We start from the raw sequence: 18,481 nt of genomic DNA on the forward strand, positions 1-18,481 counted from the left end.
GCTGCACAGGAGGCGTGGCAGGCGGCGAGTGCTGCGCCTTACTTGCGGGCCTTGAGGATCACGAACTTAGGCGTAGCTGCAACCTGTTCAACGCCGCGAAACAGGCGCGCCAGTTTGCTGTGGTAACCCAGATGACGGTTGCCGACGATGTACAGCGCGCCACCGACCACCAACGCTTCCCGGGCCTGCTGGAACATGCGCCAGGCGAGGAAGTCGCCGACTACTTGTTGTTGGTGGAACGGTGGGTTGCACAGCACCACGTCCAGCGATTGCGGTTCCTGTCCGGCCAGGCCGTCGCCGGGCCGGACGATCACTTCACGTTCGCCCAAGGCCGCACGCCAGTTTTCTGCGGCCGATTGCACGGCCATGAAGGATTCGTCCACCAGCGTGTAGTGGGCGTCGGGGTTTTGCAGGGCGCTGGCGATGGCCAGCACGCCGTTGCCGCAACCGAGGTCGGCCACGCGTGCCGTGCCAAGGTTTTTCGGCAGGTGCGGCAGAAAGGCCCGGGTGCCGATGTCCAGGCCTTCGCGGCAGAACACGTTGGCGTGGTTGAGCAGTTCGATGGCGGGCGAGTCGAGGCGATAGCGGGTGGGGTAAGGGGAGGTGGCGGGCGTTTTGTCCTCGGCGGTGGCAATCAGCAGGCGGGCTTTTTTCACGGCCAGCGATGCCTGGACCGGGCCGATGTAGCGTTCGAGCAGATCACCTGCGGCGCGTGGCAGGTGCTTGATCATCGCGGCGGCGATCACTTGGGCGCCGGGTGCCAATTGGTCTTGCAGGCGGATCAGTTGTTCCTCCAGCAGGGCCAGGGTTTTCGGCACCCGGATCAGCACGCGGTCAAAGGGGCCGGTCGCCGTTTCGCTGGCAGGAATGGCCGGCACCGCGTCGAATGCCTGGCCGTTGCGGGCCAGGTTCTTCTCCAGCCCCTGAAACGCCAGGAACGAATCGCCACTGCTGGTCACGTTCACCTTGCCCACCAGGCTGGCGGCCAATGCGCCAAAACTGTCGTTGAGCACCAGCACCCGCGTATCGATCGAAGGCTGCTGTTCGGCCAGATGGTTGAGCAGGTATTCGTCTGCCGCGTCGAAGGCCTGCAGCGGTTCATTTTGCTGTTCGGGCTGGCGGATCAGGTCGAGGCTGGCGAAAGGTGTTTCGAGCAAAGGCATGGGGCGGGCTCTGGATAATCAAGCTCAGGGGAATAATCCCGCGCCCAGGGGCGTTGTGGCGGGCGGGGTCGTCCGAGTGTACTGCGTCGTGGAAGGCTCACACGTCATCACTCAGGAGGAACCGCGGATGTTACGTTTTTTTGAGTCGGATTACCCGCAGGTTTTTCGCCTCAGCGCATCGCGTCGCTGTTGAGATAGCCCGCCTTGGCGGCCGCAATCACGGCCGAAACCTTGTTGTTGACCCCCAGTTTGCGGATGGATTCCTGGACATGGAAATTCACGGTGCGCGCGCTGAGATTGAGAATTCGCGCGCTCTCGTATGCGGTCTTGCCCGCCGCCGCCAGGTTCAGCACGTCGATTTCCCGCGGCGACAAGTTGGTCCCGCAGCTCTTTTCCGGCTGCCTGGGCACTGTCTGTGCAACCAGGCTATGCAGATGGCGGCCGATGAAGGTGGTGAAACCGAGGTTCTCGTACAGCTCCCATGCGCTTATCGGGCAATGGCTTCTGGCCACGCTGACAATGCTGCACAGGCCGCTATCTTCGTCGTGGACCGCCTGGGACCAACCGTGATGTATGCCTTGCTGCTCCAGCGCGTCCCATATCCAGGGGGCATTGCCAAAGAGATCCTCGCTCCAGAGAACCGGCAATGTGGATTCATTGCAATGAGCCACTACCGGATCAGTCACCACGAGTTTCTTTCCCTCGTACTCACCGCTCCATGCAACGGGATAATTGTTGTACAGCGAAGTATGGGAGTGCTCCGTTTTTGTCGGGCAAGTAGTTGAAAAGGCGAAAAATTTGAAGCCGAGGTTTTTGATGAAATTCAGGGAACTCTGGAAGGCATTACCCAGTTCTGTTGTTGAGGATATTTGTTCAAGTTGCGACTCCTTCCATCGTTCCATCATGGAACTCCAATTGTTGTTTATTAGATTGGTCCATATTGGATCCAGAGTGTTTGCGTTTGGATTGTAGGATCAATCCCACAATTGCGTTGAGATTTTTTTGAATTGATAGCGAATGGGAAGTGGACAGTCTGGTTCTATCGATAACTGTTAGGGCGGTCGCATATTGAATGCTGTTAATAATATGAAACTGCCGATTAGATGCGTGATGCCGTATTGCCATTATCCGTGCGCGATAATGCTTCAGTTAAATGGTGGGCATCTGCGCTAAAGACACCACAAATCACCGGTGTTTATGGGGGGCGCTTTGCGAGACACTGCGGCAATGATTTCCCTGGAGCCGCACATGACCGTCAGTGAAGAGAAATTTACTCGCCAAACCCTGCTCGACGTCCAGCCGTTGACACCGAGTCTGTTCACTTTGCGCGCCACCCGGGATCCGGGCTTCCGTTTCCGTGCTGGCCAGTTTGCCCGTCTGGGTGTGACCAAGGCAGACGGCAGCACCGTGTGGCGTGCTTACTCCATGGTGTCGTCACCCTTCGACGAGTTTCTCGAGTTCTTCTCCATTGTCGTACCTGATGGTGAGTTCACCAGCGAACTGAGCCGGCTGGGCGTCGGCGATACGTTGCTGGTCGATCGCCAGGCTTTCGGTTATCTGACCCTCGACCGTTTCGTCGACGGGCGTGACCTGTGGCTGTTATCCACCGGCACCGGTATCGCGCCGTTTCTTTCGATCCTCCAGGACTTCGAGGTGTGGGAGAAGTTCGAGCGCATCATACTGGTCTACAGCGTGCGCGAAACCCGTGAGCTGGCCTATCAAGAGCTGATTGCAGAGCTGGCGCAACGCGAGTACCTGGCGGAACACGCGCACAAGTTGCAACTGATCAACACGGTAACGCGGGAACAGCATCCAGGGGCGCTGAACGGGCGGATTACCACGCTGATCGAGAACGGCGAGCTGGAGCGTGCGGCAGGGGTGGCGCTGACACCGGAACACTCGCGGGTCATGCTGTGCGGCAATCCACAGATGATCGATGACACGCGAAAACTGCTCAAACAGCGCGATATGCACTTGAGCCTGAACCGCCGGCCGGGGCAGGTGGCTGTGGAGAATTTCTGGTAAGGGCCCCGATTTCTGTAGGAGCGAGCACGCTCGCGATGGTCGTCAACGATAACGCGGGGCGCCTGATACCCCGCGGTGATCTCTGGTTTTTCGCGAGCTTGCTCGCTCCTACAGATCAGGCGTCAGGCTTCAGGGCCTGTTGTTCTGGGCCTTGAGCAGGTCGCGAATTTCCCCCAGCAATTGTTCTTCCTTGCTTGGAACCGGCGGCGCAGACGGTGCGACCGCCTCTTCGCGCTTCAGTTGGTTGATCGCCTTGACGCCCATGAAGATCGCGAACGCGACGATTACGAAGTCGATCATGCTCTGGATGAATTTGCCGTACGCCAGCACTACGGCAGGGGCGTCGGCGGTCGCCGCCTTGAGCGTAATGGCCAGGTCACTGAAGTCCACACCACCGATCAGCAGGCCAATCGGCGGCATGATCACGTCACCGACAAACGAGCTGACGATCTTGCCGAAAGCCGCGCCGATGATGATACCGACGGCCATGTCGACCACATTGCCTTTGACCGCGAAGGCCTTGAACTCATTGATCACGCCCATAGGTTATTTCCTTGTTACAGATGAGATTGGTGAACGCAGTGTATGTCAGCAAAGTGCATCCTGCTCACAACCACTGCCTGAAGCGCTTGCCTGCAGTCGACCGGGGTAGCGTTGAAAAGTTTGAATCGATTGCAAACAGACCTGATTTCCCGGCGTTTTTCTGGCGGGCTCAATGGCAAACCTCTGTGCAGTATTTGAATTGCGTGGCATTCGCTGATTGAAACCGGGAAACAAGTAAACGTAATTTCCAATTTCACTCGTTAAACATAAGTTTGTTTGAAGTAAAGGCTCTAAACTCTAATTAATGGGATCATATTTCGTATGGATTAATCGAAATTGCTGACATTGGTCTCTTTATGGAAGTTATACGATCGGAGTTATCGGTTATAGGTCTTGTACAGGATTCGTGGATTCCGATCGACGTTTACAGAGTGTTGGCGTTTCCTGATGGTTATACAAAAATTGCACTCTCAACTTTAAAGTCCGCTTTTCAACGAGGTCATGTTTGTCTGAGCGCAGTTGCGCACTGCAAATAATCCCCGACAGGGAAGCTGGATCTTTAACCGCTAGCGCTGTTCGGTCTGCGTTATCATCGCGGTTTTTGCCGGGGGTTCAGATGGCCAAGGCCAAGCGTATGTACGGCTGCACCGAGTGCGGCGCAACCTTCCCCAAGTGGGCCGGCCAGTGCAGCGAATGCGGTGCCTGGAACACGCTGACCGAAACCATGGTGGAAAGCGGCGGGGCGGCGGCACCGAGCGGACGTACCGGTTGGGCTGGCCAGCAGGCGCAGATCAAGACCCTGGCCGAAGTCAGCGTCGAGGAAATTCCACGGTTCTCCACCGTATCCAGCGAACTGGACCGGGTGCTGGGAGGCGGTCTGGTCGACGGCTCGGTGGTGCTGATCGGCGGTGATCCGGGTATCGGCAAATCGACCATTTTGTTGCAAACCCTGTGCAACCTGGCCAAGAGCATGCCGGCGCTTTACGTCACCGGCGAAGAATCCCAGCAGCAGGTAGCCATGCGCGCCCGGCGCCTGGGCCTGCCGCAGGATCAATTGCGGGTCATGACCGAAACCTGCATCGAAACCATTATTGCCACGGCCCGTCAGGAAAAGCCCAAGGTCATGGTGATCGACTCGATCCAGACGATTTTTACCGAACAACTGCAATCGGCGCCGGGCGGCGTGTCCCAGGTTCGCGAGAGCGCGGCCTTGCTGGTGCGCTACGCCAAGCAGAGCGGCACGGCGATTTTCCTGGTCGGCCACGTCACCAAGGAAGGCGCGCTGGCCGGGCCACGCGTACTGGAACACATGGTCGATACCGTGCTGTATTTCGAAGGCGAGTCGGACGGGCGCCTGCGCTTGCTGCGGGCGGTGAAAAACCGTTTCGGCGCGGTCAACGAACTGGGCGTGTTCGGCATGACTGACAAAGGGTTGAAGGAGGTTTCAAACCCGTCGGCGATTTTTCTGACACGTGCTCAGGAAGAAGTACCGGGCAGTGTGGTGATGGCGACGTGGGAAGGCACCCGGCCGATGCTGGTGGAAGTGCAGGCGCTGGTGGATGACAGCCACCTGGCCAACCCGCGGCGGGTGACCCTGGGCCTGGATCAGAACCGTCTGGCGATGTTGCTGGCGGTCTTGCACCGTCATGGCGGGATTCCCACCCATGACCAGGACGTGTTCCTCAACGTGGTCGGTGGTGTGAAGGTGCTGGAGACGGCTTCGGACCTGGCATTGATGGCGGCGGTGATGTCGAGTTTGCGCAACCGGCCTTTGCCTCATGATCTGCTGGTGTTCGGTGAAGTCGGCCTGTCCGGCGAAGTACGACCGGTGCCCAGCGGACAGGAACGCCTGAAGGAAGCCGCCAAGCACGGTTTCAAGCGCGCCATCGTGCCTAAGGGCAATGCGCCGAAAGAAGCGCCACAAGGCCTGCAGATCATCGCCGTCACGCGCCTCGAACAAGCCCTCGACTCGCTATTCGAATAACCCCCTCTACATGATCGTTCCCACGCTCCGCGTGGGAATGCAGTCAGGGACGCTCTGCGTCCCATGCTGATAACACGCGTCCCACTCAGACCCTTCAGATTTCGATCAGAGCGCCCAATTCCCGCTCAAGCTCCTGCGGATCCCCCAGATTGAGTTCGATCAACCGCCGCAAACGCTCGATGGATTCCAGGCTGATGTGATGGCAGACAAAGCCCAATTGACCATGGTCCTCATGGGTCAACTGCACATCCATTTCAATGTCGACGTCATCGCTCAGATGAATGTCGACGAAAAAGTCCTGCTGCGGATCGCCCAGCCAGGGTTCGGGCCGCTGGATCAGCAAACCCTTGAGTGACAGGTCGATCAGCTTGACCGGCCAGACGAACTCCCCCTGGCTCAGTTCGGTCCGGGCATCGAATGCGATACGTTTGAATTGGCGACGATCGACAGGGTGCTCGCTCATGGCGCTATCCTCTGGATGTTCGCTGACTATAGACCCGTATTGTCGGAACCTGCCAGCCAGGCCATGGCTCTAGACCAACGTTGGGTATGGCCTTTACCGTCAGGAGAGCTAAACTCCGATGGCTGTCCTTCTGTCCACTCTGGCTGGAATAAAAAAATGAAAAATAATAATAGCCCGCTACGCCATCTACCCTGGCTGGTGCTGGCAATCCTGGGCGCGTGCGCCCTGGGTGTAGTCGCATTGCGCAGGGGCGAGGCGATCAACGCCTTGTGGATTGTGGTCGCTGCCGTGGCCATCTATCTGGTCGCGTACCGCTACTACAGTCTGTTCATCGCTAACAACGTGATGCAACTCGATCCGCGACGGGCCACCCCCGCCGTGCTCAACAATGATGGTCTGGACTACGTTCCTACCAACAAACACATCCTCTTCGGTCACCACTTCGCGGCCATCGCGGGTGCTGGTCCCCTGGTCGGTCCGGTTCTGGCGGCGCAAATGGGTTATCTGCCCGGCACGCTCTGGCTGATCGCCGGCGTGGTGCTGGCTGGCGCGGTGCAGGACTTCATGGTTCTGTTCCTCTCCACTCGCCGTAACGGCCGTTCGCTTGGCGACATGGTTCGTGAAGAAATGGGCCGCATCCCCGGCACCATCGCGCTGTTCGGCTGCTTCCTGATCATGATCATCATCCTCGCGGTGCTGGCGCTGATCGTTGTGAAAGCCCTGGCGGAAAGCCCGTGGGGTATTTTCACGGTGATGGCGACCATCCCGATCGCGATGTTCATGGGCATCTACATGCGCTACATCCGCCCGGGTCGCATCGGCGAAATCTCGATCATCGGCGTGCTGTTGCTGCTGGGCTCGATCTGGCTGGGCGGGCAGATCGCCGCTGACCCGGTCTGGGCCAAGGCCTTTACCTTCACCGGTATTCAGATCACCTGGATGCTGATCGGCTACGGTTTCGTTGCTGCAGTGTTGCCGGTTTGGCTGATCCTGGCACCGCGTGACTACCTGTCGACCTTCCTGAAGATCGGCACCATCGTCGCCCTGGCGATCGGCATTCTGGTCACCATGCCCGAGCTGAAAATGCCGGCCCTGACCCAGTTCGTCGACGGCACTGGCCCTGTGTGGAAGGGCGGTCTGTTCCCGTTCCTGTTCATCACCATCGCCTGTGGCGCCGTGTCCGGCTTCCACGCGCTGATCTCTTCCGGTACCACGCCAAAACTGCTCGATAACGAAGTGAACGCCCGTTACATCGGTTACGGCGGCATGCTCATGGAGTCCTTCGTGGCGATCATGGCGATGGTCGCCGCTTCGGTGATCGAGCCAGGCGTGTACTTCGCCATGAACAGTCCGGCGGCAGTGGTCGGCAGCGATGTCGCCTCGGTGGCAGCGGCGGTCAGCAACTGGGGCTTTGCAATCACCCCCGAAGCACTGCAGGCCGTGGCCCATGACATCGGTGAAACCACCATCCTGGCCCGTGCCGGCGGTGCGCCGACCCTGGCGGTCGGTATCGCGCAGATCCTGCACAGTGTGCTGCCTGGTGAAAACACCATGGCGTTCTGGTACCACTTCGCGATCCTGTTTGAAGCGCTGTTCATCCTGACTGCGGTCGACGCCGGTACCCGTGCCGGTCGTTTCATGCTGCAGGATCTGCTGGGCTCATTCGTACCGGCGCTCAAACGTACCGAATCCTGGACCGCCAACCTTATCGCCACCGCTGGCTGCGTGGCCATGTGGGGCTGGTTGCTGTATCAGGGCGTAATCGATCCGCTGGGTGGTATCAACACCTTGTGGCCGCTGTTCGGTATCTCCAACCAGATGCTGGCGGGTATCGCACTGATGCTCGGCACCGTGGTCCTGATCAAAATGAAGCGCCAGCGTTATGTCTGGGTGACCATGCTGCCAGCGGTATGGCTGCTGATCTGCACCACCACGGCCGGTTTCATCAAGCTGTTCGACGCCAACCCGGCGATCGGCTTCCTGTCGCTGGCCAAGAAATACAGCGATGCTTTGGCCAACGGCCAGATCCTCGCCCCGGCCAAGGACATCACGCAGATGCAGCACGTGATTTTCAACGCTTACACCAACGCTACGCTCACTGCACTGTTCCTGTTCGTGGTCTTCAGCATCCTGTTCTATGCACTCAAGGTCGGCATTGCCTCCTGGGGTAAAAAAGAGCGTACGGATAAAGAAGCACCATTCCAGGCACTGCCGGATGCGTGATCGAGGAGTGCAGCATGTTCAATGACTTGAGTCGCCTCGGTAAGTACCTCGGTCAGGCCGCGCGCCTGATGGTCGGCATGCCCGACTACGACAACTACGTCGAGCACATGCAAAACAAACACCCGGATAAACCGGTGATGAGCTATGAGGCGTTCTTCCGGGAGCGCCAGGAAGCCCGTTACGGTGGCAAGGGTGGGCCGAAGTGCTGTTGATTCAGCGCGAAGGTTGACGCAATACCCTGTGGGAGCGGGCTTGCTCGCGAAAGCGGTGTGTCATTCAGCATTCATGTCGACTGACACGACCTCTTCGCGAGCAAGCCCGCTCCCACATTTGTTTTGTGTTTGTCTTTAAATTTCATGCGACAGGAGATTCACCGTGTCCTCTCCCATCCCGGTCACGATCCTCAGCGGCTTCCTCGGCGCCGGCAAGACCACGCTGTTGCGCCATCTGCTCAAGGCCGAGCACGGCCTGAAGATTGCCGTGATCGAAAACGAATTCAGCGACGCCGGCATCGACACCCAGTTGCTGGGCGAAGAACCGGTGCAAGTGATGACGCTGTCCAACGGCTGCGTCTGCTGCACCATCCACACCGACCTGACCAAGGCCCTGTACCTGCTGCTCGAACGCCTGGACAGCGGTGAAATTGCCTTCGACCGTCTGGTGATCGAATGCACCGGGCTTGCCGACCCGGCGCCGGTGGCGCAAACCTTCTTTATCGACGAAGAGCTGCGTGAGCGTTACATCCTCGATGGCATCATCACCCTGGTGGACGCGGCGCATGCCGAGCAGCACCTGACCCAAACTATCGCCCAGGCGCAGATCGGTTTCGCCGACCGTTTGCTGGTGAGCAAGCGCGACCTGGTGGACGAGTCGGCGTTCAATGCCCTGAGCGAGCGCCTGACCCGCATCAACCGCCGCGCGCCCATTCGCGTGGTAGATCACGGCCAGATCGATCTGGCGGAAATGCTCGATGTGCGCGGTTTCAATCTCAATGCCGACCTGGGCGGCGGAGTGAGCTTGCGTCCGGTCAGTGCGGCGCCTTCCATCGACCGCATTTCCAGCCTGGTGCTGCGCACCGACAAGCCGCTGGATATCGACAAGCTCAGCGAGTTCATGAACGAGTTGCTGGAGGATCATGGCAAGCAGCTGCTGCGCTACAAGGGCGTGTTGAACATCCTGGGCGAACCGCGCCGCATGGTGTTTCAGGGCGTGCTGAAGCTGTACGGTTTCGATTGGGATACCGAATGGGCCGAAGGCGAGCCGCGGGAAAGCGTGATCGTGTTCATCGCCGATGATTTGCCGGAAGAGAAGATCCGTGAGGGGTTCGCGAGAGTCGCGGCGGATTGAGCAGGGCGGAGGCGGGCGAGAGCGTCGCTCATTGCCCGCCGGAGGCTGAAACCTGACGCATCAGACTTCGTCAGGATGATTGATGTAAGGTGCGTTTCTTTGAAGAATGTTCAGTTTGAAGGACAAGGGTGTTCCACCTTTGTCCCCTATATAAGTGTGTCCGGAATCATGGACGTTGTGAGCGTGAATCAATCCCGAGTTCTTGACTTGTAGAAAGATGGTTGTCGTATCTTCCTCAATGCAGTCGAGGTTGATCGGGCAGTGGTCTTTGTTGATTAAGTTAAATGTTGATGACTCTTCCGAGCGAAGTGCGCCAATCTTGCCTTTATCACTGCCAAGGCATTTTCCGTAATATTGTCCTGGCGTTCTTATGTAGAGGGTATAGCCGTGAGAGGTATGCCTGAAATATATCGTTAGTAAGTCAATGGGGTCGGCTGAAGTGTGGGTGCGAAGTGCCAGGAAGTGGGAGTGATCTATTCTTGGTGGCCGTCCTGTGAAAACTCCTCCACTGAACAAGGGCTTCGCTACATAGACCGGTCCGCCGTTGAAGGCTTCGAGAAAATGCAGTTGTCTATCGTCGACGCTCAGGTTCGCGATGAACGATTTCTGTCGATCCGTGCTCATGATTGGCTCCTTGCCAAGATGATCAAGCCGCGCCGCGACTGATGATATTAAGTCGGAAATCCAGGGGCTCCGAGCGGTGCGACTCCGTGCAGACGAGGCCGCCGACCCTGGTTTTGCCCCGCACGCTCAAGGTTTTTCCACCTCTGGTCTGAATCCTGATCTGAGGCTTGTCGTTGCTGAATTGGTCGAGGGTAATGATTCGCCCTTGCTGGTCGAGCAGGTTGTAGGTGGTTTGTCCGTCATCGGGCTTGAAGGCGCCAATGAAATCCTTGTCTTCATTGCTCAATGCCTGACGGTGGTAGAGGCCATTGGTAAGAAGATAGATGGAGTAGTAGTCTTCAATGCAATAAAAGTAAAACTTTAGTTGATCGGGCGGCGCGATTCCCATTACACATAGATTGGTAGAAGCGTTCATGTTGGCTTCAAATGACCACACGTCGTAATCCAGTTTTCTGATGTGCATGGTCTTGCCGTAGGTCAATCTGGGTAGATGCAAGTTTCCATGGTTGGTACTTATAGTGGCGACAAAAGAACGTTCTTTGTTGTGGCTCATAGGGTCAATTCCATTTGATTGAGTTCGTTGCTATAGGTAGTTGGTGCCTCGCTGTTTATCAAGCTAGCAGCAATGAAGTTGAAGTGAGATGGTGTTTTAATAAATTGATGTTTCTGAAGTTGCTGTTCAGATCGTTAACATTGTTTTGCAAGTAACCGAATTTCGGGCAAAAAAATCCCGGCCACTGGGCCGGGATTTTTTATTGCTCTGCTATCAGGCGCCGTACACCGGCAGCTTCTTGCAGATGGCTTTGACTTTCTCACGAACGGCGTCGATCACCGCTTCGTTGTTCAGGTCAGCCAGGATGTCGCAGATCCAGCCGGCCAGTTCCTTGCACTCGGCTTCCTTGAAGCCACGAGTGGTCACGGCCGGAGTACCGAAGCGCAGGCCGGAAGTGACGAACGGGGAGCGTGGGTCGTTTGGCACGGAGTTCTTGTTCACGGTGATGAAAGCCTTGCCCAGAGCGGCGTCGGCATCTTTACCGGAGATTTCCTGCTTGATCAGCGACAGCAGGAACAGGTGGTTCTCAGTACCGCCGGAAACCACGTCGAAACCGCGCTCGATGAACACGCTGGCCATGGCCTGGGCGTTTTTCACCACTTGTTGCTGGTAAGCCTTGAACTCAGGCTGCAGCGCTTCCTTGAAGCAGATCGCCTTGGCAGCGATCACGTGCTCCAGCGGGCCGCCCTGGGCGCCCGGGAATACCGCGGAGTTCAGCTTCTTCTCGATGTCGGCGTTGGCGCGAGCCAGGATCAGGCCGCCACGTGGACCGCGCAGGGTCTTGTGAGTGGTGGTGGTCACGACGTCGGCGAACGGAACCGGGTTCGGGTAGACACCGGCGGCAACCAGGCCAGCCACGTGGGCCATGTCGACGAACAGGTAGGCACCGACCTTGTCAGCGATGGCGCGGAAGCGTGGGAAGTCCAGGACCTGCGAGTAGGCAGAGAAACCGGCCACGATCATTTTCGGCTTGTTTTCTACAGCCAGACGCTCGACTTCGTCGTAGTCGATCAGGCCGTTGGCGTCGATGCCGTACTGGATGGCGTTGTACAGCTTGCCCGAAGACGAAACGGTGGCGCCGTGGGTCAGGTGACCGCCGTGGGCCAGGCTCATGCCCAGGATGGTGTCGCCAGCCGACAGCAGGGCCAGGTAAACGGCGCTGTTGGCTTGCGAGCCGGCGTGCGGCTGAACGTTGGCGTAATCAGCGCCGAACAGTTCTTTTGCACGGTCGATAGCCAGTTGCTCAACGACGTCGACGTACTCGCAACCACCGTAGTAGCGCTTGCCCGGGTAGCCTTCGGCGTACTTGTTGGTCAGTACCGAGCCTTGAGCTTCCATCACCGCAGGGCTGGTGTAGTTTTCCGAAGCGATCAGCTCAATGTGCTCTTCCTGGCGCTGAGCTTCTTGCTCCATGGCGGCAAAGAGATCGGCGTCGTACTTGGCAATAGTCAAATCACGGCTGAACATGGCGGTCCTCAAGGATCGGGGGCGGAAAAGGGGGGCATTCTACCCCAACGGGTTTTGGAAGGCATATGAAAGGACGTCATGTCGCAGACAAGTGGGCTTCATGAGGGGATATGCGGCGTTCAGGCGTGCATTATCGCGAGCAGGCTCGCTCCCACAGGGTACGCATTTCCAATGTGGGAGCGAGCCCGCTCGCGATGAGGGCCTTCAGTCGAACTCGAACAACGCGTCCTTGATGAACTGCTCTTCGAACCGGTCCGCCGGCACCGGTCGGCCGAACAGGTAGCCCTGGACTTCATCGCAGCCGTGTTCGCGCAGGAAATCCAGCTGTTCCTGGGTTTCCACACCCTCGGCGATCACCGCCAGATTCAGGCTGTGGGCCATGGCGATGATCGCCCGGGCGATCTGCGCATCCTGCTCGCCCGAGGGCAGGCCATCGACGAAGGTGCGGTCGATCTTCAGCACGTCGATCGGGAACTGCTTGAGGTAGTTGAGCGATGAGTAACCGGTGCCGAAGTCGTCGACCGCAAGGCTCAGACCGAGATTTTTCAGGCCATCGAGAATCTGCATTGCTTCGCTGACTTCGCGCATCAGTATGCTTTCGGTCAGTTCCAGCTCCAGGCACGCCGGCGGCAGGCCTGTTTCCTTGAGGATGGTGGCGATCCGCGTGCCCAACTGCCCATCGGAGAACTGCCGCGCCGAGATGTTCACCGAGACTTTCGGCACCCGCATCTCGGCCTGATGCCAGGTCTTGAGCTGGCGGCTGGCCTCGCGGATCACCCAGTCACCCACATCCACCACCAGACCCAGTTCCTCCAGCACCGGAATGAAGTCCGCCGGCGGCACCATGCCGCGGCGCGGATGACGCCAGCGCAGCAGGGCTTCGGCGCCGGTCAAACGTTTGCCATCGCCGCTGAACTGCGGCTGATAGAACAGGGTGAACTCGTTCTGTTCCAGGGCGTGACGCAGATCGCTTTCCAGCTCCAGACGCTCCAGGGCGCTGGCGTTCATGTCCGCCTGATAGAACTGGAAGTTGTTCTTGCCGCGTTCCTTGGCGTGGTACATCGCAGTGTCGGCGTTCTTCATCAACTGGCTGAGTTCGTTGCCGTCCTGCGGGCTCAGGGCGATGCCGATACTGGCCGTGACGAAGAACTCGCGGCCTTCGAGCACGAACGGCTTCACCAGCCCGGCGAGAATCTGTTCAGCCACGTGAATCGCCCGGTTCAAGGCGGTTTCACGGTTGGCCCGAGGTTGCAGGAGCAGCGTGAACTCGTCGCCGCCCATGCGGGCCACGGTGTCGTCATCGTCGACGCATTCGAGCAGCCGGGTCGCCATTTCCTTGAGCATGCGGTCGCCCGCGGCATGGCCCAGTGAGTCGTTGATCGGCTTGAAGCGGTCGAGGTCGAGGAACATCAGCACTACCCACGACTTCTGCCGTTCGGCCGCTTGCAGGGCGGTGTGCAGGCGGTCCTGGAACAGCGAGCGGTTGGGCAGGTGCGTCAGGGCGTCGTAATAGGCCAGGCGATGAATCCGCTGCTCGCTGGCCTTGCGCTCGCTGATGTCGCTGAAGAAGCACACGTAGCTGGCCAGATCGCCTTCGTCGTCGAACACCGCAGTGATCCCGACCCAGGCCGGGTAGTGCTCGCCGTTGCGCCGCTTGAGCCAGACCTCGCCTTCCCAGGTGCTGTTCTGGTTCAGTTGCTTGAGCACATATCGCAGGTGGGCTTCCTGCTGTTCGTCGACGGTCAGCATGTTCGGCAACTGGTCGAGGACCTGTTCCACTGCATAACCGCTGACACGGCTGAAGGCTTCGTTAGCCTGGACGATGTAGCCGGCCGGATCGGTGATCAGGATCGCCGAGGTCGAGTGCTCGAAAACCGTGGCAGCCATGCGCAGGTCTTTTTCCGCGCGGCGCTGCTGGCTGACGTCGCGCCCGACCCCGAGAACGCCTTCGAACGCGTCGTGCTCGTCCCAGACCAGCACCAGTCGCAGCTCGATCGGAATCTTGCGCCCGTCGGCCCGCAGACAGTCAAACAGGAACAATTGCGTCTGCACCTGGCTGCGCAGCAGCGCCAATTGCTCAGGTTGATCCAGCGCCTTGCTGACCCGTTCCATCAGACTGTAGATGCCGGTCAGCTGCTGCGGGTTGGCGATGGTCGAGTGCCAGCCGTTCTGGAAAATCCACTCGGCGTCGTAGCCCAGCACGGCCTGCACCGACGGGCTGACGTAGTTGAGGCTCAGGCGGCTGTCGGTCGAGATGATCACATCGCTGATGCTTTCGGCGAGCATCCGGTAGCGCTGCTCGCTGTCGCGCAGGGATTCGCTGGCTTCGATCTGCTCGGTAACGTCTTTTGCGACCCCGATGATCCGGGTCACCTGGTTGTGCTTGTCCCGGGCCAGGGCCTGTTCGCGAATGTCGAAACGCCGCCATTCACCGTTGCGGTGACGGAAGCGCAACTGGCATTGCATCAACTGGCTGTAGCCATCCTGGCGTTGCAGATGGCGCGAGCGGTGGTAGAAGTCGGCATCGTCGGGGTGCAGAAGGATTTCCCAGAAATACTCGCCCATCTGCTGCAGTTCGGTGCGGTTGTAACCCAGGGTCTGGCCCAGATGATGGTTGCTGAAAATCATCCGCTGGCTGATCACATCCTGCACATAGAGGTGATCGGGCACGGTACGCACCACGTCGGACCAGAAACCTTCACGCTCCTGCAGCGACAGCTCTGTGAGCTTGCGGCTGGTGATATCGGTGATGCTCAGAATCACCGCTTTATAGTCTTCCGGGCTTTGCGGCAGGCGCAGCACCAGCCACAGGTGCTGGTCGCGGCCGGCGGCGTCCTGGAGCTTGATCTCCAGTTCCAGCTGCTTCTGTTGATTGAGCGTGGCCTCGAGCACCTGATTGCCGATGGCGCTGCCATCCAGCGGGTTGCCTTCTATCAGCAGGTCCCAGGCCTGTTCGCGGGAGCCGACGTTGAGCAGTTGCAACGCCACCTGGTTGACTTCGGTAACGCGTAGCGCCTGCAGCAGCTGTCGGCGTTGTTCCGCGTCCTGCAGCCATTCGCGCAATTGCTCGGTGCTTTGCACGCGCGCCTTGTCGAAAGCGCTCATCAGGCCGGACATGTCGAGTACACACAGGGCCACGCCCGTGCCTTCGAAAATCTCCTGATAACGCCGGCGACCTTCATGCAGTTGGCTCTGGCGCCGGCGCATGTTCAGCAGAACGATAAAAGGCAGCATGGAGAAGGCCAGGCCCAGCAGGCATTTGCCGATGAAGGCCGGCAGCAGTTCTTCCAGCACCTGCTGGCGATCGAACAGCCCGCGCAGTTGCCAGTCGCTGCTGCTCAGGGGCACGGTCAGCACGCTGTCGTTCAGATCGTCTTCGGTCAGCGTTCCCCGGTTGACCAGGGGCAGCGCTTCATCGCGACTGATGATCTGATGGTTGTTGCGGTTTTCCACCAGCCACTGCGGACGGTGCTCGGCATCGCCCAGTTGGGTCAGGGAGGAGAAAAACGTCGGCTTGAAGCGCAGGGCCCAGTAGCCTCGGGCGCTGCCGCTGGCCTGATGCAGCAGCAGATGCACGATCGAGCCGTCGATGGCGTTGCTGAAATAGTGAGGCTGGGCACGACTGCGCCGCACCAGTTGGCCCAGGTAGTCGGCGTCTTCGCTGTTGCTCGCGCTGTCGGCGAGTACGACACCCGATGGGCTGAGCAAGGCGAGGCTGACCAGATCGGGCAGCGATTTCTGCAGCTTGCGCAGCAACTCCTGCTGTTCCTCGATGCCTTGCGGCTGTTCGACGATGGGCAGAAGGTTCAGGGCGATTCGAGCATTCAGCGCCATGTTCAGGCTGACTTGGGTGGCCAGGTCGGCGGTGTAATCGATGGTGTACTGACGCTGGGTTTTCTGTGTTTCTCGCAACTGGTCCAGCAATTGCCAGAACATCAGCGCGAGCAGCAACAGCACCAGAGTCGCCAGGGCGCTTTTCAGGGTTCCGCGCAGGGGCGAACCGTTCGCGGTTGTCGGCGCACGAGTGGTCAGGGGCGGAGGGGCAATGGACAAACTGTAATCCTGCGGTTGGGCTGGACTGGCGCGACGTGCACTATAAGCCGGACGCCCAAAGGGCGGCTAGCATGCCTTGAGTTGTGGCAAAGTGCCAGCCCCGCTCGGCTGGACGGCCTCTCGTCATTCAGGTAGCTTTGCCGGTTACGCGGGAGCGTTCCAGCTCCTAGAATCAGACTTTTTTCAGCGCGCACGCTTGGGTCTCCATCGAGCGGTCCACGCGCACGGTCTGGCCCGGGCATCGCCTGCGCTTTCATCATTCATCAGTCACTGACCCTAGGTTCTCCATGGCTCAATACGTATTCACCATGCATCGGCTGGGCAAAGTTGTGCCGCCGAAGCGGGAAATCCTGAAAAACATCTCCCTGTCTTTCTTCCCCGGCGCCAAGATCGGCGTGCTCGGCCTCAACGGTTCGGGTAAATCCACCCTGCTGAAGATCATGGCGGGTGTCGACACCGAGTTCGAAGGCGAAGCGCGTCCGATGCCGGAACTCAACATTGGTTATCTGCCGCAAGAGCCGCAACTTGATCCGACCAAGACCGTGCGTGAAGTGGTCGAGGAAGCGGTCAGCGTGATCAAGGACGCCCAGGCACGCCTGGACGAGGTCTACGCCGCCTACGCCGATCCGGATGCCGACTTCGACAAGCTGGCTGCCGAACAGGCCAAGCTCGAAGCGATCCTGCAGGCCAGCGATGGTCACAACCTGGAGCGCCAGCTGGAAGTCGCCGCCGATGCGCTGCGTCTGCCGGCGTGGGACGCCAAGGTCGAACACCTGTCCGGTGGTGAAAAGCGTCGTGTGGCCCTATGCCGCCTGCTGCTGTCGGCCCCTGACATGCTGCTGCTCGACGAACCGACCAACCACCTGGACGCCGATTCCGTCGCCTGGCTGGAGCACTTCCTGCACGACTTCCCGGGGACTGTGGTAGCGATCACCCACGACCGTTACTTCCTGGACAACGTCGCTGGCTGGATTCTGGAACTGGACCGCGGTGCGGGTATTCCTTACGAGGGCAACTACTCGGGTTGGCTGGAAGCCAAGTCCGATCGTCTGGCCCAGGAATCCAAGCAGCAATCGGCTCACGAAAAAGCCATGAAGGAAGAACTGGAGTGGGTGCGCAAAGGCGCCAAGGCCCGCCAGTCAAAATCCAAGGCTCGTCTGCAACGCTTCGAAGAAATGCAATCGCAGGAATTCCAGAAGCGCAGCGAAACCAACGAGATCTACATCCCGGCCGGTCCGCGCCTGGGTGACAAGGTCATCGAATTCAAGAACGTCACCAAGGGCTACGGCGATCGCGTACTGATCGACAACCTGTCGTTCGCCATGCCAAAAGGTGCGATCGTCGGCGTTATCGGTGGTAACGGTGCCGGTAAGTCGACCCTGTTCCGCATGCTGATGGGCAAGGAAACTCCGGATTCGGGCTCGATCGAAATCGGCGAAACCGTGCAACTGGCCTGCGTCGACCAGAGCCGCGAAGACCTGGACGGCAGCAAGACCGTGTTCCAGCAGATCTCCGACGGTTCCGACCAGATCCGCATCGGCAACTACGAGATCCCGTCGCGTACCTACGTCGGTCGCTTCAACTTCAAGGGCGGCGATCAGCAGAAGTTCGTCAAGGACCTGTCCGGTGGTGAGCGCGGTCGTCTGCACCTGGCGCTGACCCTGAAGGAGGGCGGCAACGTCCTGCTGCTCGACGAACCGTCCAACGACCTCGACGTCGAAACCCTGCGTTCCCTGGAAGAAGCCCTGCTGGACTTCCCGGGCGCCGCCATTGTGATCTCTCACGATCGGTGGTTCCTGGACCGCGTGGCGACTCACATCCTGGCGTACGAAGACGACTCGCAAGCGGTGTTCTTCGAAGGCAACTACACCGAATACGAAGCTGACCGCAAAAAGCGCCTCGGCGAAGCGGCTGCCCAGCCACACCGTGTACGGCACAAGAAACTGGCCTGATTTCGGGTTGGTTGCAAAGGGAACGGAGCCTTCGGGCTCCGTTTTTTTATGGGCCGGTTTATTCAGTGGCACCGCGTCGTACCG

Annotated in this window: 14 protein-coding genes; 6 read left to right on the plus strand and 8 right to left on the minus strand. The window is 59.1% G+C overall.

Features of this window, described 5'->3' with window-relative positions; translation table 11 throughout:
- Positions 1–38: 38 nt before the first annotated feature.
- The gene (locus K9857_RS06990) at positions 39–1,163 is read right to left on the minus strand and encodes a methyltransferase (protein WP_224534162.1); all 1,125 of its coding nucleotides are present in this window, start codon (positions 1,161–1,163) and stop codon (positions 39–41) included.
- A gap of 170 nt (positions 1,164–1,333) precedes the next feature.
- Positions 1,334–2,065, minus strand: a complete 732-nt coding sequence (locus K9857_RS06995; RefSeq protein ID WP_224534174.1) for a helix-turn-helix transcriptional regulator — start codon at positions 2,063–2,065, stop codon at positions 1,334–1,336.
- Between the two features lie 346 nt (positions 2,066–2,411).
- Between K9857_RS06995 and K9857_RS07000 the strand changes: the two genes are divergently transcribed.
- Positions 2,412–3,188: a ferredoxin--NADP reductase gene (locus tag K9857_RS07000; protein ID WP_224534163.1), complete on the plus strand. Its 777-nt coding sequence runs from the start codon at positions 2,412–2,414 to the stop codon at positions 3,186–3,188.
- A gap of 129 nt (positions 3,189–3,317) precedes the next feature.
- Here K9857_RS07000 and mscL read toward each other — a convergent pair whose 3' ends face one another.
- Positions 3,318–3,731 (minus strand): large-conductance mechanosensitive channel protein MscL, encoded by a 414-nt coding sequence (mscL, locus tag K9857_RS07005; RefSeq protein ID WP_224534164.1) that lies wholly within the window; start codon positions 3,729–3,731, stop codon positions 3,318–3,320.
- Between the two features lie 616 nt (positions 3,732–4,347).
- On the opposite strand from mscL, the gene radA reads away from it, so the two are divergent.
- Complete coding sequence (gene radA, locus K9857_RS07010) at positions 4,348–5,715, plus strand: DNA repair protein RadA (RefSeq protein WP_224534165.1); 1,368 nt, start codon at positions 4,348–4,350, stop codon at positions 5,713–5,715.
- Between the two features lie 94 nt (positions 5,716–5,809).
- Here the strand turns inward: radA and K9857_RS07015 are convergent, their stop codons facing one another.
- The gene (locus tag K9857_RS07015; RefSeq protein ID WP_224534166.1) at positions 5,810–6,178 is read right to left on the minus strand and encodes a PilZ domain-containing protein; all 369 of its coding nucleotides are present in this window, start codon (positions 6,176–6,178) and stop codon (positions 5,810–5,812) included.
- Positions 6,179–6,334: 156 nt separating this feature from the next.
- Here K9857_RS07015 and K9857_RS07020 point away from each other — a divergent pair, with 156 nt between their 5' ends.
- The 3 genes from K9857_RS07020 to yjiA all read left to right on the plus strand — a co-directional run bounded on the left by K9857_RS07020 (position 6,335) and on the right by yjiA (position 9,748).
- Positions 6,335–8,401 (plus strand): carbon starvation CstA family protein, encoded by a 2,067-nt coding sequence (locus K9857_RS07020; RefSeq protein ID WP_224534167.1) that lies wholly within the window; start codon positions 6,335–6,337, stop codon positions 8,399–8,401.
- Positions 8,402–8,415: 14 nt separating this feature from the next.
- Positions 8,416–8,613 (plus strand): YbdD/YjiX family protein, encoded by a 198-nt coding sequence (locus K9857_RS07025; RefSeq protein WP_077046022.1) that lies wholly within the window; start codon positions 8,416–8,418, stop codon positions 8,611–8,613.
- Between the two features lie 163 nt (positions 8,614–8,776).
- Positions 8,777–9,748 carry a GTPase gene (gene yjiA, locus K9857_RS07030; RefSeq protein ID WP_224534168.1) on the plus strand — a complete coding sequence of 324 codons (972 nt, stop codon included), beginning with the start codon at positions 8,777–8,779 and terminating at the stop codon, positions 9,746–9,748.
- 60 nt (positions 9,749–9,808) lie between these two features.
- On the opposite strand, the gene K9857_RS07035 is transcribed toward yjiA, so the two are convergent.
- From K9857_RS07035 to K9857_RS07050, 4 genes are all read right to left on the minus strand, one after another.
- Positions 9,809–10,372: a hypothetical protein gene (locus K9857_RS07035; RefSeq protein WP_224534169.1), complete on the minus strand. Its 564-nt coding sequence runs from the start codon at positions 10,370–10,372 to the stop codon at positions 9,809–9,811.
- Between the two features lie 22 nt (positions 10,373–10,394).
- The gene (locus K9857_RS07040) at positions 10,395–10,925 is read right to left on the minus strand and encodes a hypothetical protein (protein ID WP_224534170.1); all 531 of its coding nucleotides are present in this window, start codon (positions 10,923–10,925) and stop codon (positions 10,395–10,397) included.
- 213 nt (positions 10,926–11,138) lie between these two features.
- Positions 11,139–12,392, minus strand: a complete 1,254-nt coding sequence (gene glyA / locus K9857_RS07045) for a serine hydroxymethyltransferase (protein ID WP_224534171.1) — start codon at positions 12,390–12,392, stop codon at positions 11,139–11,141.
- Between the two features lie 204 nt (positions 12,393–12,596).
- Entirely contained in the window at positions 12,597–16,445 is a 3,849-nt protein-coding gene (locus K9857_RS07050; RefSeq protein ID WP_224534172.1) for a GGDEF and EAL domain-containing protein, read from the minus strand.
- A 287-nt stretch (positions 16,446–16,732) separates the two neighbouring features.
- Between K9857_RS07050 and ettA the strand changes: the two genes are divergently transcribed.
- A complete protein-coding gene (gene ettA / locus K9857_RS07055) occupies positions 16,733–18,397 on the plus strand; it encodes an energy-dependent translational throttle protein EttA (protein ID WP_175378856.1) in 1,665 nt (554 codons plus the stop codon).
- Positions 18,398–18,481 lie beyond the last annotated feature (84 nt).

The sequence above is a fragment of the Pseudomonas sp. REP124 genome (assembly GCF_020164475.1).
Taxonomy (GTDB): Bacteria; Pseudomonadota; Gammaproteobacteria; order Pseudomonadales; family Pseudomonadaceae; genus Aquipseudomonas.

Bases quoted from the DNA above. Each gene is read 5' to 3' on its own strand.
- K9857_RS06990 (WP_224534162.1), bottom strand. From the start codon at position 1,163: ATGCCTTTGCTCGAAACACCTTTCGCCAGCCTCGACCTGATCCGCCAG.
- K9857_RS06995 (WP_224534174.1), bottom strand. From the start codon at position 2,065: ATGGAACGATGGAAGGAGTCGCAACTTGAACAAATATCCTCAACAACA.
- K9857_RS07000 (WP_224534163.1), top strand. From the start codon at position 2,412: ATGACCGTCAGTGAAGAGAAATTTACTCGCCAAACCCTGCTCGACGTC.
- mscL (WP_224534164.1), bottom strand. From the start codon at position 3,731: ATGGGCGTGATCAATGAGTTCAAGGCCTTCGCGGTCAAAGGCAATGTG.
- radA (WP_224534165.1), top strand. From the start codon at position 4,348: ATGGCCAAGGCCAAGCGTATGTACGGCTGCACCGAGTGCGGCGCAACC.
- K9857_RS07015 (WP_224534166.1), bottom strand. From the start codon at position 6,178: ATGAGCGAGCACCCTGTCGATCGTCGCCAATTCAAACGTATCGCATTC.
- K9857_RS07020 (WP_224534167.1), top strand. From the start codon at position 6,335: ATGAAAAATAATAATAGCCCGCTACGCCATCTACCCTGGCTGGTGCTG.
- K9857_RS07025 (WP_077046022.1), top strand. From the start codon at position 8,416: ATGTTCAATGACTTGAGTCGCCTCGGTAAGTACCTCGGTCAGGCCGCG.
- K9857_RS07035 (WP_224534169.1), bottom strand. From the start codon at position 10,372: ATGAGCACGGATCGACAGAAATCGTTCATCGCGAACCTGAGCGTCGAC.
- K9857_RS07040 (WP_224534170.1), bottom strand. From the start codon at position 10,925: ATGAGCCACAACAAAGAACGTTCTTTTGTCGCCACTATAAGTACCAAC.
- glyA (WP_224534171.1), bottom strand. From the start codon at position 12,392: ATGTTCAGCCGTGATTTGACTATTGCCAAGTACGACGCCGATCTCTTT.
- ettA (WP_175378856.1), top strand. From the start codon at position 16,733: ATGGCTCAATACGTATTCACCATGCATCGGCTGGGCAAAGTTGTGCCG.